A 25,293-nucleotide genomic window follows, 5' to 3' on the forward strand; every position below is an offset into this window, starting at 1 on the left:
CCGCCTCAGCCGCGGGGCCGGTCGGCCCCGCGCAGGTGCTTCGAGCCGATGAAGACGACGACGAGCAGCAGCGTCAGGCTCCCGAACACGACGGGATAGCCGAAGTGCCGCGCCGCGAAGCCGATGGCGGAGGGCGCGACGAGGATGCCCGAATATCCGAAGCAGGTGGCGATCGCGATGCCGACGCCGGGCTTGAGGCCGGGCACGTTGCCCGCCGCCGAGAAGGCGACGGGGACGAGGTTGGCGAGGCCGACGCCCAGTACCGCGAAACCCGCGATCGCGGACCATTCGTTCGGCGCGAGAGTGACCGTGGCAAGGCCCGCGATGCCCGCGACGAGCGACAAGCGGACGGTGCGCACGGCGCCGAGCCGGTCGCGGATGCCGTCGCCGAGAAACCGCAGGATCGCCATGGTCGCCGAGAAGGCGGCGAAGGCCCAGCCCGAGACCTGGACGTCGGCTTCGAAGGCCCGCACGAGGTATTCCGCGCTCCAGTCGATCGCCGCGCCCTCGGGGATCATCGAGAAGAGCGCGAGGACGCCGATGCCGACGGCCGCGAGCACCGGCGCGCGGTCGCGCCGCAGCGCCTGACGCAGGCCCGCGAGGCCGCCGGAGCCGGGCTCGACGGGCGCGGAGGCCGCCTCCGGCGCGTCACGCAGCATGAAGGCCGCGACGGGCACGAGGAACAGGAGCACCGCGGCCGCGACGACCAGCGAATGGCCGAGCGGCCCGAGGGCGGCGATCAGCGGGCCGCCGAGCCCCGCGCCGACGAAGCCGCCGACCGACCAGAACCCGTGCGCCGAGGACATGATCGCCCGGTCCATGCCGCGCTCGACCGCGACGGCGTTGGCGTTCATCGCGACGTCCATGCCGCCGACCATCGCGCCGAAGAACAAGGCGGCGGGGAAGGCGAAGGCGAGGTTGCCGGTCAGCACCATCAGCGGCAGCGCCGGGGCGAGGAGCACCTGGAGGAGGATCACCGGCGCGCGCGAGCCGCCGCGCGACACCGCAGCCCCGACCAGCGGCATGGCGATCAGCGAGCCGATGCCGAAGGCGAGGATCACGAGGCCGAGCGTCGGCTCGTCGATGCCGAGCCGGCTCCTCAGGATCGGAATCTGCGGCGCCCAGCCGCCGATCACGAAGCCGTTGGCGAAGAAGGCGGCGGATACCGCGACCCGGCTCGAGGGAAAGGACGGGCTGATGGTGGACGCGAGAGCCATGGGCCTCGGCCTCCTCTTGCTGCGATGGAGCGGGAAAATCGGCGGTTCGGGCCGGACGGTCGGAGCCGAGCGGCGTCAGGCGGCGGGAAAGGGCACGCGGGTGACCGTCGTTCCGTTCGCCTCGAAGCGCGACAGGACGTCGTCGTCGGCGGCCGACGGGGTCACGAGGTGGCCGAGCCGGCCGGCGGGCAGGACCACGAAGGGCGCGCCGAGGCCGAGCTTCTCGGCGCTCGCCACCACCATGACGGTGCGCGCGGTTCCCGCCACGCAGCGCTTGATCTCCGCGTCCTCGAAGGAGAAGGCGGTGATGCCGGCGAGCGGGTCCGCCCCGCAGGCGCCGAGGATCATGATGTCCGGCCGCAGGCCCTGCAGCTCGATCAGCGTCTTGGCGCCGAGGCACGCGCCCGTCTCGCGATCGAGACGGCCGCCGAGGAGGATGGTTTCCGTCGCCTCGCCCGTCGCGACGGCAACGGCGACGGCCGGCGAATGGGTGACCACGGTGAAGCGCTCGCCGCGCCGGGCGAGGCTCTCGGCGACGGCGACGTTGGTGGAGCCGGCGTCGATGAAGACGGTGGAGCCGGGCGGCACGAGCGCCGCCGCCGCTTCGCCCAGCGCCGCCTTCAGGCTGCGATCCACATCGCGCCGCTCCGCGAAGGGATGCTGCGGGGGCGGGGGCATGATCGGCAGAGCGCCGCCGTAGACGCGGGCGCAGCGGCCGGCGGCGGCGAGCTCGCGCAGGTCGCGGCGGATGGTGTCTTCCGACACGGCGAACTCGCGGGCGAGCGCACCGGCGACGACCTTGCCCTCGCGGCCCAGCCGCTCGCAGATGATCGCCTGGCGCTCCTGCGACAACATTTCGGGCATGCGGATCTCCCATCCGTGCAAGTTCATGCACGTTTACGCGTGTTTCATGACCGTGGCAAGACGGAACTTGCCGCGCAGGGCATGCGGATCCGCCTGTCCGGTCGTGGAACGCGAAAAAGCCCGGCGGATCGCGGTCCCGCCGGGTTTTTCAAGATGGATGGTGCGGCCCGTCAGACGGCGAAGGTGACGAGGAGGTCCTTGGCGTCGATCTGAGAACCGGCGGAAACGTGCACGCTGGCGATGGTGCCGTCGCGATCGGCGTGGATGGCCGTCTCCATCTTCATCGCCTCGATCGACAGGAGCACGTCGCCGGTGCGCACGCTCTGGCCGGCCGCCACCGCCAGCGTCGAGACGACGCCCGGCATCGGCGCGCCGACCTGGGACGCGTTGCCCGGCTCGACCTTCGGGCGCGCCTTGGACGCGCCGCCCGTCGAGCGATCCGGCACCTTGATGCGGCGCGGCTGGCCGTTCAGCTCGAAGAACACCGTCTTCATGCCCGTGTCGTCGGTCTCGCCGAAGCCGAGGTTGCGCACGACCAGCGTCTTGCCGCGCTCGATCTCGACCAGAACCTCCTCCTCCTGCGCGATGCCGTAGAAATAGGCCGGCGTCGGCAGCATGGAGACCGGGCCGTAAAGCTCCTGGGCGGCCGCGAAGTCGGTGAAGACCTTCGGATACATCAGGAATGCGGCGAACTCCTGGTCGTTCACCTTGCGCCCGACCTTCTCCTCGGCCTTGACGCGCTCGGCACCGAGGTCGGCGGGCGGGATCAGCGAGCCGGGGCGCACCGTGATCGGCTCCTCGCTCTTCAGCACCTTCCGCTGGATGCCCTCCGGCCAGCCGCCGGGAGGCTGGCCGAGATCGCCGCGCATCATCGACACGACGGAGTCGGGGAAGGCGATGTCGCGCGCGGGGTTCTCGACCTCGGACACGGTGAGGTCCTGGGAGACCATCATCAGCGCCATGTCGCCGACGACCTTGGAGGAGGGCGTCACCTTCACGATGTCGCCGAACATGCGGTTCACGTCGGCATAGGTCTGGGCGACGAGGTGCCAGCGCGTCTCGAGGCCGAGCGAGCGGGCCTGCTCCTTCAGGTTGGTGAACTGCCCGCCCGGCATCTCGTGGAGATAGACTTCCGAGGCCGGCCCTTTGAGGTCGCTCTCGAAGGCGGCGTACTGGTTGCGCACGCTTTCCCAGTAGAAGGACAGGCGCCGGATCGCTTCCGGCGACAGGCCGGGGTCGCGCTCGTGACCCTTCAGCGCCTCCACGATCGAGCCGAGGCAGGGCTGCGAGGTGTTGCCGGAGAAGGCGTCCATCGCCGCGTCGACCGCGTCGACGCCGCTCTCGACCGCCGCGAGGATCGTCGCCGCCGCGATGCCCGACGTGTCGTGGGTGTGGAAGTGGATCGGCAGGCCCACCTCCTCCTTCAGCGCCTTGAACAGGACGCGGGCGGCGGCGGGCTTCAGGAGGCCGGCCATGTCCTTGAGGCCCAGGATGTGGGCGCCGGCCGCCTCCATCTCCTTGGCGAGCGCCACGTAGTACTTGAGGTCGTACTTGGAGCGGTCGGGATCGAGCAGGTCGCCGGTGTAGCAGATGGCGCCCTCGCAGAGCTTGCCCTCCTCGATCACCGCGTCCATCGAGACGCGCATGTTCTCGACCCAGTTCAAGCAGTCGAAGACACGGAACAGGTCGACGCCGCCGCGCGCCGCCTCGCGCACGAAGAACTTCACGACGTTGTCGGGATAGTTGGCGTAGCCGACGCCGTTGGAGCCGCGCAGCAGCATCTGGAGGAGGATGTTGGGCACTTGGCTGCGCACCATGGCGAGGCGCTCCCACGGATCCTCGGTGAGGAAGCGCATGGACACGTCGAAGGTCGCGCCGCCCCAGCATTCGAGCGAGAAGAGCTCGGGGAGGGCTCTCGCATAGGCATCCGCCGCCGCGACGATGTCGTGCGTGCGCATGCGGGTGGCGAGCAGCGACTGGTGGCCGTCGCGCATCGTCGTGTCGGTGAGAAGGACGCGGGTCTGCGCCTTCATCCAGTCGGCGAAGCCGCGGGCGCCGAGCTCGTCGAGCTTCTGCTTCGTGCCCGGCCGGATCGGCAGCGACACGACGGGGGCGTGCGGCGGCGCGTGGTCCTTCGGTGGGCGGGCGCGGTTCTTGGTCTCGGGATGGCCGTTGACGGTGACGTCGGCAAGGTAGGTGAGGATCTTGGTCGCGCGGTCGCGCCGCTTCACCGCGGCGAAGAGCTCGGGCGTCGTGTCGATGAAGCGGGTGGTGTAGGAGTTGTCGCGGAACTTCTCGTGGCCGATGATGGCTTCGAGGAAGGTGAGGTTGGTGGCGACGCCGCGGATGCGGAACTCGCGTAAGGCCCGGTCCATGCGGGCGATGGCTTCCTCGGGGCTCGGCGCCCAGGCGGTGACCTTCTCGAGCAGCGGGTCGTAGTAGCGGGTGATCACCGCGCCCGAATAGGCGGTGCCGCCGTCGAGGCGGATGCCGAAGCCGGTGGCGCCGCGATAGGCGGTGATGCGGCCGTAGTCCGGGATGAAGTTGTGCTCGGGGTCTTCCGTCGTGATGCGGCACTGGAGCGCGTGGCCATTGAGGCGGATCTCGCTCTGGGGCGGCACGCCGCTCTCGGGCGTGCCGATGGCGTGGCCGTCGAGGATGTGGATCTGCGCCTTGACGATGTCGATGCCGGTGACGACCTCGGTCACCGTGTGCTCGACCTGGATGCGCGGGTTGACCTCGATGAAGTAGAAGGCGCCGGTGTCGGCGTCCATCAGGAACTCGACCGTGCCCGCCCCGACATAGTTCGTGGCGGCGCAGATCTTTCGCGCGTGGGCGGCGAGTTCGCGGCGCTGGGCGTCGTCGAGGTAGGGGGCGGGCGCGCGTTCCACGACCTTCTGATTGCGGCGCTGGATGGAGCAGTCGCGCTCGAAGAGGTCGACGACGGTTCCGTGGGTGTCGCCGAGGATCTGCACCTCGACGTGGCGGGCGCGCTCGACGAGCTTTTCGAGGTAGACCTCGTCCTTGCCGAAGGCGGCCTTGGCCTCGCGCTTGGCTTCCGTCACCTCGCGGGCGAGGTCCTTGGGCTCGCGGATGGCGCGCATGCCGCGCCCGCCGCCGCCCCAGGACGCCTTGAGCATCAGGGGATAGCCGATCTCGGCGGCGAGGCGCTCGACCTCGGCCATGTCCTCGGGCAGGGGATCGGTGGCGGGCACGACGGGCACCCCCACCTCGACGGCGAGGTTGCGCGCGGCGACCTTGTTGCCGAGGCGCCGCATGGTGTCGGGCGTCGGGCCGATGAAGGTGATGCCGGCCTCGGCACAGGCTTCGGCGAACTCGGGGCTCTCCGACAGGAGGCCGTAGCCGGGATGGATCGCGTCGGCTCCGGAGAGCTTGGCGACGCGGATCACCTCCTCGATGGAGAGGTAGGCCTCGATCGGCCCGAGGTCGCGGGGCAGGTGGGGGCCGCGGCCGACCTGGTAGCTCTCGTCGGCCTTGAAGCGGTGGAGAGCGAGCTTGTCCTCCTCGGCCCAGATCGCGACGGTCTTGAGGCCCAGCTCGTTGGCGGCGCGAAACACGCGGATCGCGATCTCCGACCGGTTCGCGACGAGAATCTTCGATATGGCCACGGCTGCACTCCCCCGAACGCTGCGGCGGCGCCAGCTCCCCGCGCCGCCCAAAAACTGGCGGAGATTGCGTGAGCGGCTCCTATTTCGCAAGTGCGAGATAGACCGAACGCGGGCGCGCTTTGGAAAAACCACCGCAAGGCTCCGTAAACCTTGAGGCGATATTTCTAGGCAAGCTTCCCTCGCGCGACCGTCGTCCGCGCGACACCCGCCCGGCGGAACGATCATGCAGTCCACGCTTCTCGGCTACCAGCTCATCGCGCGCGACTTCGCCGCATCGATCGCGCGGGCCGAGGCGGAGCCCGTCACCAAGCGCGAAACGGCCTATTACGAGGCCAATATCGGCAAGGTGAAGACGCTCGACGACTTTCTCGACAACTACCGCCTTTATTCCTACGCGATGAAGGCCTACGGCCTCGAGGAGCAAATCAGCTCCAAAGCCTTCATGCGCAAGGTGCTGGAAAGCGACCTGTCGGCGTCGAACTCCTTCGCCAACAAGCTGACCGACGCGCGCTACCGCACCTTCGCCGCGGCCTTCAACTTCCCCAAGGCGGCGGACACCTCGACGCTGAAGGCCGTGACGACGACGCAGCTCGGCGCGATCGTCGAGGCCTATTCGGAAGCGGACGTGCGCCGCTCGACGGTGGCCGCGCAGAAGGCGGCGGGCTTCGAGGCGGCGATCGGCGGCATCGCCGACGTCGACTCCTTCATGAACAACGCGGCGGTCTACGAGGTGGCTCTGCGCTCGGTCGGGCTCGACGCGAGCCAGATGGATCGCGCCGCCATCCGCGACGTCCTGACCGGGAAGACGGCGCCGCGAACGGCCGAGCTGCTGGGACTGAAGGACCGGTTCCAGTTCGCGTCGGACGGCCAGCCGGCCCCCGGCGGCATCCTGGGCAGCCAGTCGGCGAGCGACGTCGTCAGCCGCTACTATTCCAACCTCGGCCTGTCGGCGACGCCGGTCGCCGCCGCGCACGAGACGAAGTACTTCGAGGCCAAGATCGCGACGATCCGCAGCGTCGACGAACTCGTCGGCGACCAGCGGCTCCTCAACTACGTCCTGACCTCCGTCGGGCTCGATCCGACCTACGAGACGCCGACCTACATCGCCTCCGTCCTCATGGACGACCCGGCGAATCCCAATGGCGTTCTCGCCAAGATGACCGCCGACGACGCGCGCAAGGCGGCGATGACGAAGCTAAACGCGGCCTTCAACTTCGCCGCGAACGGCACCGTGCCGGTGGGCGAAACCGCGCAGAGCGCCGTCCAGACAAGCGACACCTCCGCCGGCTACTTCACCTTCTACGACGACAAGGCCGAGAAGGCGGACACGAACGACACGCGCCTCTTCAAGATCGCCCTCGGCAATCCGACGCGCGCCGACGCGCTGATCCGCAGCGACGCGGTCTTCACCTACCTGATGAAGGCCTTCGAGCTGGATCCGGCGACGGAGAGCCGAACGAAGATCCTGCGGGTCCTCAAATCCGATCCGTCCGACCCGAAGAGCTACGCCAACTCGCTGAAGGACGAGCGTTACCAGCGCCTCGCCGCGGCCTTCAACTTCGACGAGAACGGCAAGCTCGCGCCCGAGCGGCTCGTCCAGTCGCAGGCCAAGCAGACCGCGACGGCGCAGGCCTATTCCAAGACGCTCGACACCGACGCGAGCCAGCTCGCCAAGGATGCGGCCAAGAAGGCGACCTCCGCCTATGCCGAGGCGCTGACGACCGTCATCGACAGCGACGACTTCGTCAACAACAAGACGATCACCGACTACGCCCTCAAGGCCTACGGGTTGAGCGAGGAGAAGCTGAAGCCGGCCGAGCTGAAAGGGCTGTTGACGAGCGACCTGTCCAACCCGGACAGCGCCGCGCGCAAAAAGGGCGACCAGCGCTTCATCGACTTCGTCTCGGCCTACAACTTCGCGACCGACGGCTCCATCGAGCGCTCCAGCGGCGCGGTGCAGTCCGCGGCCGACCGCCTCGCCGTGCGCGAGGCTTTCGTGCGCCAATCGATCGAGGAGCGGTCCGGCCAAACGGACGGCGAGGGCGTTCGCCTCGCGCTCTATTTCCAGCGCAAGGCGTCGAGCTTCACGACGCCCTTCCAGCTCCTGGCGGACAAGGCGGCGGTGGAATTCACCCGCACGCTTCTCGGCCTGCCGGCGCAGTTCTCCCAGCTCGACATCGAGAAGCAGGCCTCGATCCTCGAGGACAGGCTCGACTTCGCCGACTTCAAGGACGCCAAGAAGGTCGATCGGATGATCTCGCGCTTCTCCGGCCTCTACGACATCTCGCAGTCGCCCGCGGCCGGAGCCGGGGCCTCGGCGGCGATGACCATCCTGTCGGGTGGCGGCGGGTCGAACCTCCTCGGCTATCTCTGAGGCGGTTCCTCGGCGACCCGGTCGCCGCGGCCCGAGCCCGTCACCGTGCGGGCGAGAAGCACGAGATCGAAGGCGAGGCTTCGCCGCGCCGCATAGGCCGCGTCCGCCTGGGCAAGGCGCTCGGGCGTCGACATGTCGATGTTCTCGACCTGCGCGAGGCCGGTGATGCCGGGGCGCAGCGCCAGGACGCCGAGGGCGCGGCGCGCCTCGATCACCGCCGTCTGCGTCGGTAGGCAGGGGCGGGGTCCGACGAGGCTCATTTCCCCCTTCAACACGTTCCAGAGCTGAGGCAGCTCGTCGAGCTTCCAGCGCCGCAGGTGCCGGCCGAGCGGCGTCACCGCCGCCGCCGGCATCTCGTGCGTGGCGAGCGAGGGCGTGCCCTGCGCCATGGTCCGCAGCTTCCAGCAGGTGAAGACGCGACCGTTCCGGCCGACGCGATCCTGCGCGAAAAGGCCGGGGCCCGGCGAGGTCAGCCGCACCAGCAGAGCCAGGAGGGCGATCAGCCAGAACAGGGCGAGAAGCCCGCCAGCCGCCGCAATGAAATCCAAGAAGCGCTTCATGACGGGCGCGATGACCGCCTTTCGCCGCAAAGACAAGGGAGGAGTGGACCCGACGCGGCGCCGCGCCCCGTGCGGGGCGCCCGATCATGCGTGGGATCGGCGCAACTGTCGGGTGATTTTGACGCCTGCGCGGAGCCCCGTGTTGCAATGACGCAAGGCTGGGACCAGAAAGATGGCGATGAGCAGGGGGCCGAGATTCGGTTGATGGCGGGCACGATCCTCTCGACGCTTACCTCGCGCGGTTTCGCGCTGCGCGCAGCGGCGATGGTGCACGATGTCGTCATGGGGGCGGCGGCCTTCTATCTCGCCCTCTTCCTGCGGCTCAGCCAGGAGCCGAACGTCAACGACATCGGCAGCTACGCGCTGGCCGGCCTCGCCTTCGGCCTTCTCGTCGGGCTGATCGGACTTTCGGTCGGCATGAACCGCGGCATCTGGCGCTACGCTTCGATGTCGGACATTACGGCCATCATCAAGACGGCCTGCATCTCGGTCTGCCTCTTCGTCGTCCTGCACTTCCTGATCCGCGAGCCGGACATGCTGCCGCGCTCGACCATGGCGATCTCCTGGGCCTTCCTGGTGATCTTCCTGTCGGCGCCGCGGGCGATCTACCGCTCCTATCGCAACCACCGCGATACGCGGCGCGACTGGACGCGGCGCAACCTCACCGTCCGCAACGTCCTTCTGATCGGGGCGGGCGACAATGCCGACATGTTCCTGAAGTCGATCAGCGAGCAGCGCGGTCCGCCCTACAAGGTGCTGGCGATCCTCGACGAGCGGCGCCGCCGCGTCGGGCGCTTTATCCGCGGCGTGCCGATCCTCGGCGCGCCGGAGCGCCTGCCCGAGATCGTCGAGCGCTTCCGCCGCCGCGGCGTCGAGCCCGACGCGGTGATCCTCACGCGCTCGCGCGAGGAGTATCAGCGATTCGCGGCGATCGACGACCTCGTCGCGGCCTCGGGCGAGCTCGGCCTGGAGCTCCTGCGCCTGCCGAACCTTCTCGACATGCGCGATATCGGCTCGGACTTCGACCTGCGGCCGTTGCGCATCGAGGACCTTCTCCAGCGCCAGCCGGTCCGCGCCGATCGGACGCGCTCGCTGGAGCTGGTAGGCGGCCGGCGCATCCTGATCACTGGCGCCGGCGGCTCGATCGGCTCGGAGCTGGCGCGTCAGGTGGCGAGCCTCGGGCCGGCCGAGCTCGTCTGCGTCGATGCCAGCGAATACCTTCTCTACAAGGTCGAGACGGAGCTGCGCCGCCGCCATCCGACCCTGAAGCTCCAGGCGGTGCTCGGCAACGTGCGCTCGCGCGAGGCCATCCAGCGCATCTTCGAGGCGCAGCGGCCGGAGATCGTCTTCCACGCCGCGGCCCTCAAGCACGTGCCGATCGTCGAGCGCCAGCCGCTGGAAGGGCTCTTCACCAACGCCGTCGGCACGCGCAACGTCGCGGAGGCCGCGATCGCGACCGGTGTCGGCGCCATGGTGATGATCTCCACCGACAAGGCGGTGAATCCCGCCAACGTCATGGGCGCCTCGAAGCGCCTCGCCGAGATGTTCTGCCAGGCGCACGACATGAAGGCCGACGAGGGCGGCACGCGCTTCACGACCGTGCGCTTCGGCAACGTCCTCGGCTCCGCCGGCTCGGTGGTGCCGCTGTTCGAGAAGCAGCTGAAGGAAGGCGGCCCGCTCACCGTCACCCATCCGGACATGGAGCGCTACTTCATGACCGTGCCGGAGGCCTGCACGCTGGTGATCCAGGCGGCCTGGCACGGCATGGCGAACAAGGCCGTGCGCGGGCGCATCTACGTCCTCGACATGGGAACGCCCGTCAAGATCGTCGATCTGGCCCGCAACGTCATCCGCCTGTCGGGCTTGAGGCCCGACGTCGACGTGCAGATCGTCTATACCAGCCTCAGGCCCGGCGAAAAGCTCTACGAGGAGCTCTTCGCCAGCAGCGAGATGCCCGACCCGACGGGTACGCCCGGCCTCCTCATCGCCTTTCCCCGCGTCATCGAGCAGGGGCTCGCGGTGCGGATCTTCGACGAGCTCGCCCGCCACATCCGTGCCGGCGACCTTGCCGGCGCGCTGCGCCTCGTGAAGAGCACGGTGCCGGAGTTCGAGGTCGGCGCGGAGCTGCGCCCGCTCATCGAGGACGAGAAGACGGGACTGATCGGCGGCAAGCCGCCGCTTCTCCTCATCGACGCCGCTGCCGAGCGCGCCCGCGTCGCCCGCGAGGCGGCCGAGCTGACGAGCGCGGCCGAGCCGCGGCTGAAGCTCGACGAGGCGTGAGGTCCGAACCGGCGAACGCTCGGCCATGCGCGTCCTGATCACCGGCGCATCCGGCTTCGTCGGGCGCCACCTGCGTGCCGCTCTGGCGCGGCATGGAGTGGAAACGCTGGCGCTGGCGCGCGGCATCGAAGCCGCGGGCGGATCGCCGAGCGTCCTCGTCGGACCCGCCGATCTCACCGATATCGGTTCGTGGAACGGCTGGCCCGAGGCGATCGACGCCGTCGTCCATCTGGCCGCGCTGAACCCGTCGCGCGGCGAAGCGGGCTGGGGCGACGAAGCGGCGCTGATGCGGGCGAATGCCGAGGTCACGGCGGCGCTCGCGTCCCGCGCGGCGCGCGAGACCGTGCCGCGGCTGATCTTCCTCTCCACCGCCAAGGTTCACGGCGCCTCCGCCCCCGGACTCGTCACGGAAGCGGGAGCACTCGCGCCGCCCGACGCCTATGCCCGCTCGAAGCTTTCCGCGGAGGCGCGGCTGCGCGAAGCCGTGGCCGGCAGCGGCACGGCGGGGCTCATCCTGCGGCCGGTGCCGGTTTTCGGCGCGGGCGGGCGCGGGCTCGTCTCGACGCTCAGGCGCCTCGCGCGCCTCCCCGCGCCGCTGCCGCTCAAGGGCATGGGAAGCCCTCGCAGCCTCGTGTCCGTCGAGAGCCTCGTCGCCGCCATCGAGGCCGGCCTTGCCGCGCCTCTGCAGGCAGGCGAGGCGCCGGCGCTCCTCGTCGCGGACGAAGGGCCGCTCGATCCCGCCGGCATCGTCGCCGCCCTGCGGTCCGGCCTCGGTCGGCGGCCCGGCGTCCTGCCGCTGCCCCTGGGCAGGCTCGCGGCGCGAGCCGCGGGGGCAGGGGGCGTCCTCGCTCCCTTCGTCGTGGATCCGGCGGAGGCCGCGCGGCGGCTCGACTGGGCGCCGCGCGCCTCGACCGCAACGGCGCTCGCGGAGTTCGCGGCGCGCGAGAAGCCTACGCCGAAAGGCTGAACCCTCCTTCGAACGGCTGAGCCTTGGCCCAAGCGCGCGCGAACCTTGCGTTTGGTTCCATCGCGAATGCTTGCCCAAACAGCTTCGGACAAGCGCTTCTTCCTAAGGATCAAGCATCACTCCTAAGCCGCGCAAGGGCTCCTTCCGATGCAGGACGTCTATCTTTTCGGCGTAGCTTCGCGCCGCGCCGAATGGCTGTCGAATCGTCAAACGGTGGTGGCCGAGAACGTCGCGAATGCCAACACGCCGGAATATCGCGCCCGCGACATCGCCTCCTTCCAGGAAGCGATGGAGATGACGCGGCTCGAGATGAAGGCGTCCAGCCCCATGCACCTCGCCTCCTTCGGCGGCCGCGCCGACGAGGCGGCTGAGGTGCGCGAGGAGGACTCCTGGGAGGTCGTCCACTCCGGCAATTCCGTCAGCCTCGAGCAGGAGATGATGAAGGCCGGCGAGATCAACCGCGAGTATTCGCTGAATACGTCGGTGGTGAAGTCCTTTCACCGCATGCTTCTGACCACTTTGAGGGGCTGAGAACTTTGGCCGATCCGATCCTCGCCTCCATGAAGGTCGCCGCGAGCGGCCTTCAGGCCCAGTCGACGCGCCTGCGCATCGTGTCCGAGAACATCGCCAACGCCCGCTCCACGGGCGAAACGGCGGGTGCCGACCCGTATCGCCGCAAGACCGTGACCTTCGAGAACGTCCTCGACAGCGTCGCCGATCTCTCGATGGTGCGCGTCAACGACATCAACACCGACCAGTCGGCCTTCAAGATCGAGCACGATCCGGGCAACCCTGCCGCCGACGCCAACGGCAACGTCAAGATGCCGAACGTCGAGATGCTGGTCGAGATGGCCGACATGCGCGAGGCCAACCGATCCTACGACGCCAACCTGCAGGTCGTGAAGCAGGCCCGGCAGATGATCAACATGACAATCGACCTTCTGAGGAGCTGACCATGGTGAGCGCCATCCCCGGCATCAGTGCCGCCATGCCCCGCCTCGACACCGCGGCCGTTTCGGGCTCCGCGGCGCTGTCGCCGTCCTCCGCCGCCACGGCCGCCGCCGTGCCGGGCACCGGCGCCACCGACTTCGGCGCGGTCATGCGTCAGGTCGCGACCGACGCGATGGACACGATGCGCGGCGCGGAAAGCACCTCGATCCAGGGCATCAAGGGCGAGGCCTCGACGCAGGCCGTCGTCGAGGCCGTCATGGCCGCCGAACGCACCCTCCAGACCGCCGTCGCGCTGCGCGAGAAGGTGACCAACGCCTATCTCGAGCTCTCGCGCATGGCGATCTGACGCGCCGTCCGCTTCCTCCTCCTACCCGTTTCCGTGCCTGCAGGCTTGAGCCGCGGGCCCTTTCCCGAAGGACGAAATCCACATGCGGGCCCTGGCCATCGCCGCCACCGGCATGAGCGCGCAGCAGCTCAACGTCGAAGTCGTCGCGAACAACATCGCGAACATCAACACCACCGGCTTCAAGCGCGCGCGCGCCGAGTTCACCGACCTTCTCTACCAGGTCGAGCGGATGCAGGGCGTGCCGACGCGCGGCGGCGAGGGCATGGTGCCGGAAGGCGCGCAGCTGGGCCTGGGCGTGCGCACCGCGGCGATCCGCAACGTCCACATCCAGGGCACGCTCAACCAGACCGGCAACGAGCTGGACGTCGCCGTGGTCGGCAAGGGCTGGCTGCAGGTGACCGGGCCGGGCGGCGAGGTGCTCTATACGCGCGACGGCGCCTTCAACAAGAGCGACACGGGCCAGCTCGTGACGCTGGACGGCTATGCCGTCGAGCCGGCGATCACCATTCCGATCGACGCCACCCAGGTCGTCATCAACGAGACGGGCGAGGTCTTCGCGCGGGTCAACGGCGAGCTGCAGAACCTCGGCCAGCTGACGCTTGCCAGCTTCGCCAACGATGTCGGCCTCGCCGCGCAGGGCGGCAACCTCTTCGCCGAGACCGCCGCTTCCGGCGCGCCGGTGGTGGGCGTCGCCGGCGATCCCGGCTACGGCACGATCCGCCAGGCCTATCTCGAAGACTCCAACGTCGATCCGGTGAAGGAAATCTCCGAGCTGATCTCGGCCCAGCGCGCCTACGAGATGAACTCCAAGGTCATCCAGGCCGCCGACGAGATGGCGAGCGTCGTCTCCAAGGGCCTGCGCTGATCGTCATGACCCGCTTGGCATCCCTTCTCTGCCGCGCAGGCCTCGCCGCCATCGGCCTGGCCTCGCTCGCGGCGCCGGCCGCCGCCGACGAGATCGGCATGCTCGTGCCGAGCGCGATCGTTTATCCCGGCCAGGTCGTCGAGGGCCGGCCGCTTCAGCCGCGCGACTTCCGCGTGAACGCCGACATGGTCGGCGAATACGTGCTCGACGCGAGCCAGGTCGAGGGCAAGGTCGCCCGCCGCACGCTGCTGCCGGGCAAGCCGATCCGTCTGTCCGATCTGAAGGGCGCCGACGTGGTGTCGGCCGGCGCGCCAGTGACGCTGGTTTATCGCGAGGGCGGCATGGTGATCACGGGCCTCGGCACGTCGCTCCAGTCGGCCGGCGACGGCGAGACGATCCGTGCCAAGAACGTCGATTCGGGCCTCATCGTCTCGGGCATCGCCCGGGCCGACGGTTCGGTCGAGATCGGCGGCTGACGTGACCCGGCGCGCCATCCTCCTCGTTTCGACGCTTCTCGCCGGGCTCCAGGCCGCGCCCGCCGCGGACCTTGCGCCCGGCAGCGGCGCCCGCATGGGGGCCGCCCCGCCGCCCGCGCTCGGCGCCTACGCGCCCGTCGACAAGCGCTCGCTGGTGCCCGGCACCGTGCGCATCAAGGACATCGTCACCGTCCAGGGCGTGCGCGAGAACCAGCTCGTCGGCTACGGCCTCGTGGTGGGCCTGCAGGGCACGGGCGACAGCTTGCGCAACTCGCCCTTCACCCAGCAGTCGCTGCAGTCGATGCTCGACCGCATGGGCGTCAACACGCGCGCCAACGATCCGCGCTCCAAGAACGTCGCGGCCGTCATCGTCACCGCCGAGCTGCCGGCCTTCATCGGCGCGGGCAGCCGCATCGACGTGTCGGTCTCGTCGCTCGGCGACGCGTCCTCGCTGATGGGCGGCACGCTCGTCATGACGCCGCTCTACGGCGCCGACGGCGACATCTACGCGGTCGGCCAGGGACCGCTCGCCGTCACCGGCTTCTCGGCCGAGGGCGAGAGCGAGCGGCTGAGCCAGGGCGTTCCGACGACCGGCCGCATTCCCGGCGGCGCCCTCGTCGAGCGCGAGGTGCCCGGCCACTTCAACGACACGGGCCGCCTGTCGATGGAGCTGCGCAACCCGGACTACGAGACCGCGATCCGCGTCGTCGACCGGATCAACCTCTACGCCAAGCAGCGCTGGGGCCGCCCGGTGGCGCGCGAGGAGGACCTGCGCACCATCCACCTGGAAAAGCCCGCCAACGTGTCGCCGACGCGCTTCATGGCCGAGCTCGGCGAGCTGAAGGTGGCACCCGACCAGATCGCCCGCGTCGTCATCGACGAGCGCACCGGCACGATCGTGATCGGGCAGAACGTCCAGATCTCCACCGTCGCCGTCACCCACGGCAACCTGACGGTGCGCGTGACCGAGCTGCCCTCCGTGTCGCAGCCGGCGCCCTTCTCCGACGGGGTGACGGTCGCGACCTCCGAAACCGTGATCGACGCCACGCAGGAGGGCGGGAGCTTCGCCTTCGTCGGCGGCACCGATCTCCAGACGGTCGTGCGCGGGCTCAACCGCATCGGCCTCAAGCCCACCGGCATCATCGCCATCCTTCAGGCGATCAAGTCCGCCGGCGCCCTGCAAGCCGACCTCGTGGTGCAGTGATCATGCGAACCATCGCCCTTCTCCGCTCGTCGGCCCTCGCGGCCGTTGCCTGTCTCGTTCTCCTGCCGGCCGCCGCGCAGGCGGAAGGGGCGGCGCCGGCCGCTCCGGCGGCTCCGCCCGAAATCCCGCCGCAGGAGGTCCGGCTCGTCGGGCCGGACGGCGAGCCGCTGCCGCCCGCGCCGCAGACCGAGGTCGAGCGCTACTGCACCTCGATCGCCGACCAGGCGCGCGATGCGCGCTACGCGGCGCAGGCCAACGAACTCAAGGCCATGGAGTCGCAGGTCGGCGTCAAGCTCGACGAACTCGAGGCCAAGCGCGCCGAGTACCAGAAGTGGCTGGAGGAGCGGCGCGCCTTTCTCGACAGCGCCGACACGATCCTTCTCGACATCTATGCCCAGATGAAGCCCGACGCCGCCGCCACGCAGATGGCCGGCATCGACCGCTCCGTGGCGGCGGCGCTCCTGTCGAAGCTGAAGTCGCGACAGGCGAGCGCGATTCTCGCCGAGATGAAGCCGGAAGCGGCTGCCGAGATCGCCGGGCTCATCGCGCAGAAGACCGCCGACCCCGAGGCGGCAGCCCGCGCCGAAAAGGCCGCATCGGCCGAGCCGGTGCCCGTGACGCGAGCCGGAGGAAGCGCGACGTGAGATCCAACCCCGTTACCCTCCTCGCGCTGATCGCCTCCGCGGCGCTCGCCGGCTGCTCGACCTCGAAGGACGACGCCTTCGTCGCCCCGCCGCTCTCGCCGGTCGGCTCGGGGCTCTACCAGTACCCGGCCGTCGTCCAGCCCGCCGCCTTCCCGGCGCCGTCGGCCGTCGGCAACCATTCGCTCTGGGCCGACACCCGCGCCGACTTCTTCCAGGACCCGCGCGCGCTCGCCATCGGCGACATCGTCACCGTCGAGATCAAGATCAAGGACAAGGCGGCGCTCGACAACGATTCGGAGCGCTCGCGCCAGTCCGGCATCGGCGCGACGCTGGAGGGGTCGCCGACCTTCAACGGCGACGCCTTCCTCGGCTCGCTCGGCGGCGGCATCGACCTGACCGGCAAGTCCACCTCCAAGGGCAAGGGCAAGGTGACGCGCTCGGAAGAGATCGACCTGCGCGTCGCGGCGGTGGTGACGCAGAAGCTGCCCAACGGCAACCTTTTCATCACCGGCCAGCAGGAAGTGCAGGTCAACTACGAGACCCGCGTCCTGTCGATCGCCGGCATCATCCGGCCGCGCGACATCCTGCCGGACAACACGATCTCCTACGAGAAGATCGCCGAAGCGCGCGTGTCCTACGGCGGCCGCGGCCGCCTCACCGAGGCGCAGCAGCCGGGCTGGGGCCAGCAGGTCTACGACACGGTCATGCCCTGGTAAGGCGGCTTTCAACCGACCGGACGATCTCCACGAAGGGCCGGGCGTCGAAGGAACCGACGCCCGGCCCTTCGTCGTCGCCACCCGTTTCGCCGGGACGGTCGATCGCGGCGCTTGCGCCGGACGGCCGCTTGCAGTAGAGGCGAACCAGCATCAGGAGTCGGGCGCGCCCCGACGCCAACCTGCCGTTCCGGGCAAGGTGGCGCTCTTCTTCGGAAGAGGATGCGGCCGGACAGGCAACCAAGCGGAGCCCCCGACCCATCGAGATCAGCGCGTTCGGCCCCGTTGCTTCGTTCAACCGGGGTGTTCAGCCGTGCCGTTCGTTTCCGATCCCGTCCGCCAGCTCGTTTCGCGTGCCACCGACAGCGTCGTCGTGCTCGGCCGCGCGATGATGACGGGGCGTGGGGCGGGGATGGGCATCGTGGCGGCGGCGGTGCATCGCGGCGGCGGCGAGGTCTTCACCCACCTCTGCCTCGTGCCGGAGGTGGGCCGGCGCGGGCGCGCCGAGGTGCGGCTCCTGGCGGTGCTGGTGGGCGAGCAGCTCGCGCCGGCGCTGGCGCTGGCCGAGCGGCTGCCGGGCTTCGAGCCGGCGGAGCGGCTCGCGCGGGCCGCCTGAGGCGTCAATCCGACAGGACGGTCGCGGCGGAGCGGGCGACGAGGCGCACGCTGTCGCCGGGGCGGAAGGGGCAGGTGAAGTCGGTGTCCATCTGGACTTGGCTCCCGCCGCATTCGATCCAGAGCGTCATGTCGTGGCCCTTGAACTCGCGCTCGGCGACCCGCGCGATCGGGCAGCCGGGCGCCGCCGGCTCCAAGGCAAGGTGCTCGGGGCGGATCGACAGGAGAACCTCGCCGCTCGCCGGGCGGTCGAGGGCGACCGGCCCGATCGGCGTGTCGGCGGTGGAGGCGCCGGCGGCGACGCGCCCGGACAGGATGTTGGTGCGGCCGAGGAAGCCGGCGACGAAGGCGTTGCAGGGACGGTAATAGACCCGCTCGGGCTCGCCCACCTGCTGGACGACGCCGTTCTTCATGACGCAGAGCCGGTCGGCGAAGGACAGCGCCTCCTCCTGGTCGTGCGTGACGAAGACGGCGCCGATGCCGGTCTCCTTCAGGAGCCCGCGGATCTCGCGGCGCGTGGCGGCGCGAAGGCTGGCGTCGAGGTTGGAGAAGGGCTCGTCGAGAAGGATCAGCCGCGGCTCGGCGCACAGCGCCCGGGCGAGCGCCACGCGCTGTTGCTGGCCGCCGGAGAGCTGGTCGGGAAAGCGCGCGTCGAGGCCTTCGAGGCCGACCATGGCGATGAAGCGGCGCGCCTTGGCGTGACGCTCCTCGCGCGGCAGCCTGGCCAGCGCGAAGGCGACGTTGTCGAGAACCGACAGGTGGGGAAACAGCGCGTAGTCCTGGAAGACGATGCCGACGCCGCGCTTTTCCGGCGGCTCGGCCTCGATGCGCCGGCCGCCGAGCAGGATCTCGCCGCCGTCCGGGCGCTCGAAGCCGGCGATCATGCGCAGCGTCGTCGACTTGCCGCAGCCGGACGGGCCGATCAGGGCGAAGATCTCGCCGGGCGCGACCGAGAAGCCGGCTTCCGCCACCGCCTGCACGTCGCCGAAGCGCTTGGACAGGGCGCGCACGGTGAGAAGCGCGGTCGTCGCCTGGATGGAGGATGCGAGCGGGGCGTTCATCGGCGGCGGCCTTCGTGACTGAGGATCAGCCCGACGAAGAGGCTGGAGAAGACGACGGTGATCAGCGCGTAAGGGGCGGCCTCGAAGAGCTGTCCCTCGACGGTGCGGCTGAAGACGTTCATCGACAGGGTCGTCCAGCCCGTCGGCGCGAGGAGCGCGGCGATCGGAAGCTCCTTCACCACGAGGATGAAGACGAGCAGGAAGCCGGCGACGAGGCTGCGCGAGATGGTCGGCAGCGTCACGGCGAGAAAGGCCGCGGCGCCCGAGCGCCCGAGCGAGCGCGCCGCCTCCTCCATGCGCCCGCCCGCCTGGAGAAGCGCCGCGCGCGCCGGCCCGACCGCCAGCGCCAGGAAGCTCAGGCCGTAGGCCAGCACCAGGAGCGGCAGCGTCTGATAAAGGGCCGGCAGGGTCGAGAGCGCGAAGAAGACCATGGCAAGGGCGAAGGGGAGGGGCGGCACGGCATAGCCGAAATAGGCGAGGCGCTCCAGGAACCAGATCGGCCGCGACGAAAAGCGCGCGGACAACAGCGCGACCGGCAGGGCGAGAAGCGTGGCGAGCGCCGCGGCCGGCGCGGCCGTGGCGGCGGTGCGCGCGGCGGCGGCCGCGATCCGGCTCCAATCCACCGCCTCGCCGCCGAAGGACATCCAGTAGAGGATGACCGCGAGCGGCAGGCCGATCGAGGCCGCGAAGACCAAGCCGAGAAAGGCGTAGGCGAGGGGACGCCAGCGGCCGAGGCGGAACGGCGCTGCGGCGCGCGCGACGCCCGTGCCGGTGCGGGCGTAGCGGCGCCGGCGCGCCAGGAACCCTTCCGCGAAGAGGATCGACACGGTGAGGGCGACGAGGATCAGCGACAGCCAGGCGGCGTAGACCCGGTCGAAGGCGCCGGCATACTGGTTGTAGATCGCGTAGGAGAAGACCTCGTAGCGCATGAGCGCGACGGCGCCGAAGTCGCCGATGACGTAGAGGCCGACGACGAGCCAGCCGGACAGCAGCGCCGGCATCAGGTGCGGCAGCGTCACGTCGCGAAAGGTGCGCCAGGGCGAACGGCCGAGCGAGCGCGCCGCCTCGACGAGGCTCGGATCCATGCCGAGGAGCGCCGAGCGGAGGTTCAGGAAGATGTAGGGAAAGACGTAGAGCGAGAGCGCCAGCGTCGCGCCGAAGAGCCCCTGGAGGCGCGGCAGCGTCACGCCGAAGGCGGCGTTCAGGAAGCCGTAATAGCCGGACAGGCCGATCAGGGCATAGGCCATGACGTAGCCGGGAATGGCGAGCGGCAGGACGCAGAGGATCGAGATCGCGCGGCGCGGCGCGAGGTCGGTGCGCGTCACGAGAAGCGCGAGGGGCAGCGCGATCAGCGTCGAGAGCGCGAGGACGCAAGCCACCAGCGCCAGCGTGTTGCCGAGAAGCTCGAGCGTGCGGGCGCGCAGAATCAGCTCGGCCGCGCCCGCGCCCGTGCCCTCGAGGGCGCGGGTGACGAGGTAGCCCAGCGGAACGAGCATGCCCGCCCCGGCGGCGAGCGCCGGGACGAGCAGGACGAGCGGGGGACGTCTCGGGTCGTAGGCGACTGCCATGGCCGGGCCTTGGCGGCCCTCCTTGCCTTAAAGGAGGTTGGCCGAGCGCAGGAGGTTCAGCGTGCCTTCGAGGTCTGAGAGCTGGTCGAGCGGCACCTCGGGCGCGGCGGCCTTGATGTCGGCGACGGGAGCGAGGCTCGGGTTCGGGATGACGCCCGCGATCACCGGATACTCGTTGCCGGCCGAGGTGAAGTATTGCTGCACCGCCGGGGTGAGCAGGAACTCGGCGAAGTCCTGCGCCGTCTCCTTGGCGTCGCTCGTCTTCAAAACGCCGACGCCGGCGACGTTGAGGAGGTTGCCGATGTCGCCGTTCTTGAAGAACGTCATGGCGACCGGGAACTTCGCGTCGCGCTGGGTGAAGCGGTTGAGGTAGTAGTTGTTGACGAGCGCGACGTCGATCTCGCCGTCGGCGATGGCCTGAACCAGCGACACGTTGTTCGGATAGGTCTTGGCGCCGTTGGCGACCATGCCGTCCACCCAGGCCTTGGCGGCTTCCTCGCCTTCCTTGACGCGCAGCGCCGTGACGAAGGCTTGGAACGAGCCGTTGGCCGGCGCCCAGCCGACCTTGCCCTTCCAGGCCGGCTCGGTGAGCTTCAGGACGCTGTCGGGGAGCTGGTCCTTGGGCGCGCGCTCGGTGGAGTAGACGAGGACGCGGGCGCGGGCGCTGGTGCCGACCCACTTGTTGTCGGCGTTCTTGAACTGCGGGTTCTCGGCGGCGGAGAGCTCGGCCGGCAGCACTTCGAACAGATCGGCCGTCGCGCCCAGCGCGCCGCCGTCCTGCGCCCAGAACAGGTCGGCCGGGGTGTTGGCGCCCTCTTCCTTGAGAAGGGTGGCGAGCTCGGCGGTGCCGCCGTAGCGCACCTCGACGTCCTTGCCCGACTCCTTCTCGAACATCTCGATGACGGGGGCGACGAAGGATTCGCCGCGGCCGGAATAGATGGTGAGGTCCTGCGCGGACGCTGCGCCGGCGAAAAGGGCCGGAGCGGCGGCGAGGCCGATGAGGAGGAGCGGTCGCTTGAACATGGGTCGAGGTCCTTGCGTGACAGGGATCCGGCCGAGGCCGCGAAAAACGGAGTGCGCCGCATGGATGGCGCGGGAGAGAACTTGGATCGTTCGTTCTTTAGAATGGTTCTATACTATTCCGGACGGTGGAATAACTTTCCGTCCCGTTCGCCGATGCTCCAAGAGGCATCGTTGAACTTGCGTTCCGACTATTAAAGTGGACCGGCGCTGTCAACGTTTGTGGATGGGGAAAACCCGCGGAGAACGCCGCGGCCACGCCGAGTTGATCGGAGCGCTTGGAAAAAGCCGGCAAGAAGCGGCGGCGGACGACGACCCTCGTCCGCCGCCGGGATCCTTCTCCCCGGGGCGGGGAGAAGGACGAAGCGTCGGGCTCGCCCGATCAGGCGCGGTCGAGCTCGGCCTGGAAGGCCGAGGCGATGGCGTCGCCCATCTCGCTCGTGCCGACCTGGCGGCAGCCGGGGGCCATGATGTCGCCGGTGCGCGTGCCGGAGTCGAGAACCGCGGCGACGGCGCGCTCCAGCGCGTCGGCCTCCGCGATCATGGCGAAGGAGTAGCGCAGGCACATGGCGAGCGATGCGACCATGGCGATGGGGTTGGCGAGGCCGCGGCCGGCGATGTCGGGAGCCGAGCCGTGGACCGGCTCGTAGAGCGCGCGGCGCTTGCCCGTGGCGGCGTCCGGCGCGCCGAGCGAAGCGGAGGGGAGCATGCCGAGCGAGCCCGTCAGCATCGCCGCGACGTCGGAGAGCATGTCGCCGAAGAGATTGTCGGTCACGATGACGTCGAACTGCTTGGGCGCGCGCACGAGCTGCATGCCGCCGGCATCGGCCAGCATGTGGTCGAGAGCCACGTCCGGATATTCCTCGCGGCCGACGCGCGTGACGACCTCGTTCCACAGGACGCCGGACTTCATGACGTTGCGCTTCTCCATCGACGTCACCTTGCCCCGGCGCGTCTTCGCCAGCTCGAAGCCGACGCGGGCGATGCGCTCGATCTCGTAGGTGTCGTAGACCTGCGTGTCGATGGCGCGCTTCTGCCCGTTGCCGAGGTCGGTGATGGTCTTCGGCTCGCCGAAGTAGACGCCGCCGGTCAGCTCGCGCAGGATCAGGATGTCGAGCCCCTCCACGAGCTCGCGCTTGAGCGACGAGGCCTCGGCGAGGGCCGGATAACAGATGGCGGGCCGCAGGTTCGCGAAGAGCTCGAGGTCCTTGCGCAGGCGCAGGAGGCCGGCCTCGGGGCGGGCCTCGTAGGGAACGGTGTCCCACTTCGGCCCGCCCACCGCGCCGAACAGCACGGCGTCGGCGGCGAGCGCCCGCTTCATGTCGTCTTCCGAGATCGCGGCGCCGTGCGCGTCGTAGGCGCTGCCGCCGACGAGCCCGCGCTCGGTCTCGAAGCCCGCGCCGGCCGCGTTGAGGATCGCGATCAGCTTCTCCACTTCCGCCATGGCCTCGGGGCCGATGCCGTCGCCGGGCAGGAGAAGAAGGGTGCGGGTCGTCATGTGTCGGGCCTCCCGGGCCGGGCTGATGGGGTTCGAACGCGCCCTTTTCCGCGGTTTCGTCCGGCTTGTCGACCGGCAACAGCGCGGGGACGAAGACGATTGCGGCGCGAAAACGCCCCGAAATGGTCACGATCGGGCAAGCTTGCGTTAACGGTGCGGGCGCAGAACGGATGGGCACAAGGATCCGCCGACGTCTCCCCCGGCCGCCCGCAGCGCTTGCCGCGCGCGGGCCAAGGCCGCGCCGTGGAGCGTCGGCCAGGTCGGAGCCGTCATGCCCTTCTTCATCCCCTCGCGGATCGCCGACAACATCTGGCTCAGCCTCTCGATCGCCGCGGTCGTGCTGGCGCTTCGCTTCGCGGGCGTCTGGCTGGCGGGCCGCGGCGAGGACCTGGCGCTGGCGCGGCGGCGGCGCTTCACGATCCGGGCCGTGGCCGACCTCGTCCTGGCGCTGGCGCTCCTGGCGGTGTGGATCAGCGAGATCCAGAGCGTCGTCCTGTCGCTCGCCGCCGTGATGGTGGCGCTGGTCGTCGCGACGAAGGAGCTGATCATGTGCGTCGCCGGCTCCGTGCTGCGCCTGTCGGGGCACCTCTTCAAGGTCGGCGACCGCATCGAGATGAACGGCATCCACGGCGAGGTCATCGACCACGGCCTGTTCTCGACGACGATCATGGAGCTTCCGGCCGCCCATCTCGGGCATGCCGGCACGGGGCGCGTGGTGATGCTGCCGAACTCGGTGCTGCTCACCGGGCCGGTCCGGGTCGGGGCGCAGCCGCGCCACTTCGCGCCGCACCGCTTCGTCGTGACCATGGAGCACCCGGTGGCGCCGGGGCCGGCGCTCGCGCTTCTCGGCGCAGCGGCGGAACGCGTGCTCGGGCCCGACCGCGAGCGCGCGGCGCGCTTCCACCGCATGGCGACCAACAAGGCGGGCGCCGACATCGCCGGGCCGGGCTTCCAGCTGGCCGTGCGCACCTCCGAGATCGGCAAGATGCAGTTCCACGTCATGGCCTACTGCCTGGTCCAGGACGCGCTGGCCGTGGAACAGGCGATCACGTCGGAGTTCCTCGATGCGCTGATCGCGCCGGGAGTGCATGTCGGGGAGGGGGCGAGGCCGGGCCCGGCGGAGGATGTCGCTCCGGCGCCGCCGACCCCCGTCTTGTCGCGCGCCTGGGCGGAAATCGCCCGCAGCCTGCGCGACGGCTCCGCCCGCGGCGCCGCGGCAAACGGCGAGCGCAAGGACGCCGCGGCCTGACGCGCCGTTTCCCCGGGGGTCGTTTGGGGGCTATGCTTCTCCGGAGTCGCTCTTAAGTAAAGCTTATGGCTCGCTCGATAGCGTCCTAACCGTCGTCGTCAACCCTCGCGTCGTTCGGTTTCCATGTCGATCAAGTTCAAGCTCATCGCGGGCTTCGCCCTTCTTCTGGTCCTGAACGGCCTCGCCGCCGCCGTCGGTCTGAGCAACCTCAAGGCCAGCCAGGACTCCTTCGTCGCCTTCTCGAGCGAGACGGTGAACAACCAGCTCGAGCTGAAGACGGTTCGCGCCTACATCTCGGATGTCGGCCGCCTGGTGAACATGCTGGACGTCATCGAGGACGATGCGAAGTTCACCGACTACAGCCAGACCGCGACCGAGCGCGCGGCCAAGGCGCTCGACCTCGTGACGGGGCTGGAGGCGCGCGTCGACGCGGACCAGCGGCCCGCCCTGCAGGATCTCGCCGCGGCGCTGCGCGACTATGGCGCGAAGGCGCAGACGGCGGTCGACCTGTACACGGCGGCGCACAAGGGATCGGATCCGAGCGCCCTCGCCAAGGCTTCGGCGATCGCCCGCGACCAGCTGGCACCCGCCATGTCGGCGATGGTCGACATGATCTCGACCGCGACCGATGCGCAGGAAGCCGCGGCCGCCGCCGCGATCGCGGACAAGCAGGCGGCCTATGAGAGCGCCTGGTGGCAGATGCTCGGCATCTGCGTCCTCACCCTCGTCATCGGCGGCAGCGCCGGCTGGGCCGTCACCCGCCGCATCGGCCAGGGGCTCGGCTTCGTGCAGTTCTGCATGAAGACGATCGGCGACGGCGACATCGCCGAGCCGATCGTCGTGCATGCCAAGGACGAGATCGGCGACGTGCTCCACGCCATGAACGGCATGACCGAGCGCCTGCGGCAGGTCGTCGGCGCGGTGCGCCTGTCGTCGAGCCAGGTTGCCTCCGGCTCGGCCCTGTCGGCGCAGACGGCCGAGCAGCTTTCCTCCGGCTCGACCGAGCAGGCGGCGGCTTCCGAGCAGGCCTCGGCCGCGGTCGAGGAGATGACGGCGAACGTTCGCCAGAACGCCGACAACGCCGCCCAGACCGAGAAGATCGCCGCCCAGGCGAACGTCAACGCCGAGAAGACCGGCACCGCCGTCGCCCAGTCGGTGGAAGCCATGCGCACCATCGCCGAGAAGATCACCG

The 25,293-nt window shown here is 69.9% G+C and carries 22 protein-coding genes and 1 riboswitch; of the genes, 14 read left to right on the forward strand and 8 right to left on the reverse strand.

The genetic code is table 11. The features are described 5' to 3' along the window. Positions 1-5 precede the first annotated feature (5 nt). The 3 genes from FZN60_RS20210 to pyc form a co-directional block, all read right to left on the reverse strand. The gene (locus FZN60_RS20210) at positions 6-1,217 is read right to left on the reverse strand and encodes an MFS transporter (protein ID WP_158875311.1); all 1,212 of its coding nucleotides are present in this window, start codon (positions 1,215-1,217) and stop codon (positions 6-8) included. A 75-nt stretch (positions 1,218-1,292) separates the two neighbouring features. After that, positions 1,293-2,081 (reverse strand): DeoR/GlpR family DNA-binding transcription regulator, encoded by a 789-nt coding sequence (locus FZN60_RS20215; protein ID WP_158875312.1) that lies wholly within the window; start codon positions 2,079-2,081, stop codon positions 1,293-1,295. 170 nt (positions 2,082-2,251) lie between these two features. Further along, positions 2,252-5,710, reverse strand: a complete 3,459-nt coding sequence (pyc, locus tag FZN60_RS20220; RefSeq protein WP_158875313.1) for a pyruvate carboxylase — start codon at positions 5,708-5,710, stop codon at positions 2,252-2,254. Positions 5,711-5,933: 223 nt separating this feature from the next. On the opposite strand from pyc, the gene FZN60_RS20225 reads away from it, so the two are divergent. Beyond that, a complete protein-coding gene (locus FZN60_RS20225; RefSeq protein ID WP_158875314.1) occupies positions 5,934-8,084 on the forward strand; it encodes a DUF1217 domain-containing protein in 2,151 nt (716 codons plus the stop codon). On the opposite strand, the gene FZN60_RS20230 is transcribed toward FZN60_RS20225, so the two are convergent. Next, the gene (locus FZN60_RS20230) at positions 8,075-8,644 is read right to left on the reverse strand and encodes a sugar transferase (RefSeq protein ID WP_158875315.1); all 570 of its coding nucleotides are present in this window, start codon (positions 8,642-8,644) and stop codon (positions 8,075-8,077) included. The genes FZN60_RS20225 and FZN60_RS20230 overlap by 10 nt on opposite strands. Positions 8,645-8,848: 204 nt before the next feature. On the opposite strand from FZN60_RS20230, the gene FZN60_RS20235 reads away from it, so the two are divergent. The 11 genes from FZN60_RS20235 (at position 8,849) to FZN60_RS20285 (ending at position 17,706) form a co-directional block, all read left to right on the forward strand. Then, a complete protein-coding gene (locus tag FZN60_RS20235) occupies positions 8,849-10,924 on the forward strand; it encodes a polysaccharide biosynthesis protein (protein ID WP_158875316.1) in 2,076 nt (691 codons plus the stop codon). 25 nt (positions 10,925-10,949) lie between these two features. Beyond that, positions 10,950-11,891 carry an NAD-dependent epimerase/dehydratase family protein gene (locus tag FZN60_RS20240; RefSeq protein WP_158875317.1) on the forward strand — a complete coding sequence of 314 codons (942 nt, stop codon included), beginning with the start codon at positions 10,950-10,952 and terminating at the stop codon, positions 11,889-11,891. Between the two features lie 147 nt (positions 11,892-12,038). Next, complete coding sequence (flgB, locus tag FZN60_RS20245) at positions 12,039-12,422, forward strand: flagellar basal body rod protein FlgB (RefSeq protein WP_158875318.1); 384 nt, start codon at positions 12,039-12,041, stop codon at positions 12,420-12,422. A gap of 29 nt (positions 12,423-12,451) precedes the next feature. Continuing rightward, a complete protein-coding gene (flgC, locus tag FZN60_RS20250) occupies positions 12,452-12,844 on the forward strand; it encodes a flagellar basal body rod protein FlgC (RefSeq protein WP_246727015.1) in 393 nt (130 codons plus the stop codon). Between the two features lie 2 nt (positions 12,845-12,846). After that, positions 12,847-13,188 carry a flagellar hook-basal body complex protein FliE gene (gene fliE, locus FZN60_RS20255; protein WP_158875320.1) on the forward strand — a complete coding sequence of 114 codons (342 nt, stop codon included), beginning with the start codon at positions 12,847-12,849 and terminating at the stop codon, positions 13,186-13,188. An 82-nt stretch (positions 13,189-13,270) separates the two neighbouring features. Then, on the forward strand, positions 13,271-14,053 hold the full coding sequence (gene flgG, locus FZN60_RS20260; protein WP_158875321.1) for a flagellar basal-body rod protein FlgG: 783 nt from the start codon (positions 13,271-13,273) through the stop codon (positions 14,051-14,053). Between the two features lie 5 nt (positions 14,054-14,058). Further along, the gene (flgA, locus tag FZN60_RS20265; protein ID WP_158875322.1) at positions 14,059-14,529 is read left to right on the forward strand and encodes a flagellar basal body P-ring formation chaperone FlgA; all 471 of its coding nucleotides are present in this window, start codon (positions 14,059-14,061) and stop codon (positions 14,527-14,529) included. Positions 14,530-14,623: 94 nt separating this feature from the next. Next, positions 14,624-15,733: a flagellar basal body P-ring protein FlgI gene (flgI, locus tag FZN60_RS20270; protein ID WP_158875344.1), complete on the forward strand. Its 1,110-nt coding sequence runs from the start codon at positions 14,624-14,626 to the stop codon at positions 15,731-15,733. Between the two features lie 2 nt (positions 15,734-15,735). Next, positions 15,736-16,377 (forward strand): MotE family protein, encoded by a 642-nt coding sequence (locus tag FZN60_RS20275; RefSeq protein ID WP_158875323.1) that lies wholly within the window; start codon positions 15,736-15,738, stop codon positions 16,375-16,377. After that, complete coding sequence (locus FZN60_RS20280) at positions 16,374-17,093, forward strand: flagellar basal body L-ring protein FlgH (protein WP_158875324.1); 720 nt, start codon at positions 16,374-16,376, stop codon at positions 17,091-17,093. Before FZN60_RS20275 ends, FZN60_RS20280 begins: the two co-directional genes overlap by 4 nt. Positions 17,094-17,235: 142 nt before the next feature. Continuing rightward, positions 17,236-17,344, forward strand: a riboswitch (SAM-I-IV-variant riboswitch). Positions 17,345-17,403: 59 nt separating this feature from the next. Then, positions 17,404-17,706 carry a hypothetical protein gene (locus FZN60_RS20285; RefSeq protein ID WP_158875325.1) on the forward strand — a complete coding sequence of 101 codons (303 nt, stop codon included), beginning with the start codon at positions 17,404-17,406 and terminating at the stop codon, positions 17,704-17,706. A gap of 4 nt (positions 17,707-17,710) precedes the next feature. Here the strand turns inward: FZN60_RS20285 and FZN60_RS20290 are convergent, their stop codons facing one another. The 4 genes from FZN60_RS20290 to leuB all read right to left on the reverse strand — a co-directional run bounded on the left by FZN60_RS20290 (position 17,711) and on the right by leuB (position 22,852). Further along, complete coding sequence (locus FZN60_RS20290; protein ID WP_158875326.1) at positions 17,711-18,766, reverse strand: ABC transporter ATP-binding protein; 1,056 nt, start codon at positions 18,764-18,766, stop codon at positions 17,711-17,713. Further along, positions 18,763-20,334, reverse strand: a complete 1,572-nt coding sequence (locus tag FZN60_RS20295; RefSeq protein ID WP_210253429.1) for an ABC transporter permease — start codon at positions 20,332-20,334, stop codon at positions 18,763-18,765. The genes FZN60_RS20290 and FZN60_RS20295 overlap by 4 nt, the downstream gene beginning before the upstream one ends. 27 nt (positions 20,335-20,361) lie before the next feature. Beyond that, positions 20,362-21,357, reverse strand: coding sequence for an iron ABC transporter substrate-binding protein (locus FZN60_RS20300; RefSeq protein ID WP_158875327.1), 996 nt, complete (start codon positions 21,355-21,357; stop codon positions 20,362-20,364). Positions 21,358-21,736: 379 nt separating this feature from the next. Continuing rightward, positions 21,737-22,852: a 3-isopropylmalate dehydrogenase gene (gene leuB / locus FZN60_RS20305; RefSeq protein WP_158875328.1), complete on the reverse strand. Its 1,116-nt coding sequence runs from the start codon at positions 22,850-22,852 to the stop codon at positions 21,737-21,739. A 271-nt stretch (positions 22,853-23,123) separates the two neighbouring features. On the opposite strand from leuB, the gene FZN60_RS20310 reads away from it, so the two are divergent. Both FZN60_RS20310 and FZN60_RS29025 read left to right on the forward strand, forming a co-directional pair. Then, on the forward strand, positions 23,124-24,101 hold the full coding sequence (locus tag FZN60_RS20310; protein WP_158875329.1) for a mechanosensitive ion channel domain-containing protein: 978 nt from the start codon (positions 23,124-23,126) through the stop codon (positions 24,099-24,101). A 123-nt stretch (positions 24,102-24,224) separates the two neighbouring features. Then, on the forward strand, positions 24,225-25,293 hold a 1,069-nt coding region (locus tag FZN60_RS29025), incomplete at its 3' end, for a methyl-accepting chemotaxis protein (protein ID WP_246727014.1).

Source organism: Antarcticirhabdus aurantiaca, from assembly GCF_009765365.1.
Classification (GTDB): domain Bacteria; phylum Pseudomonadota; class Alphaproteobacteria; order Rhizobiales; family Rhizobiaceae; genus Antarcticirhabdus; species Antarcticirhabdus aurantiaca.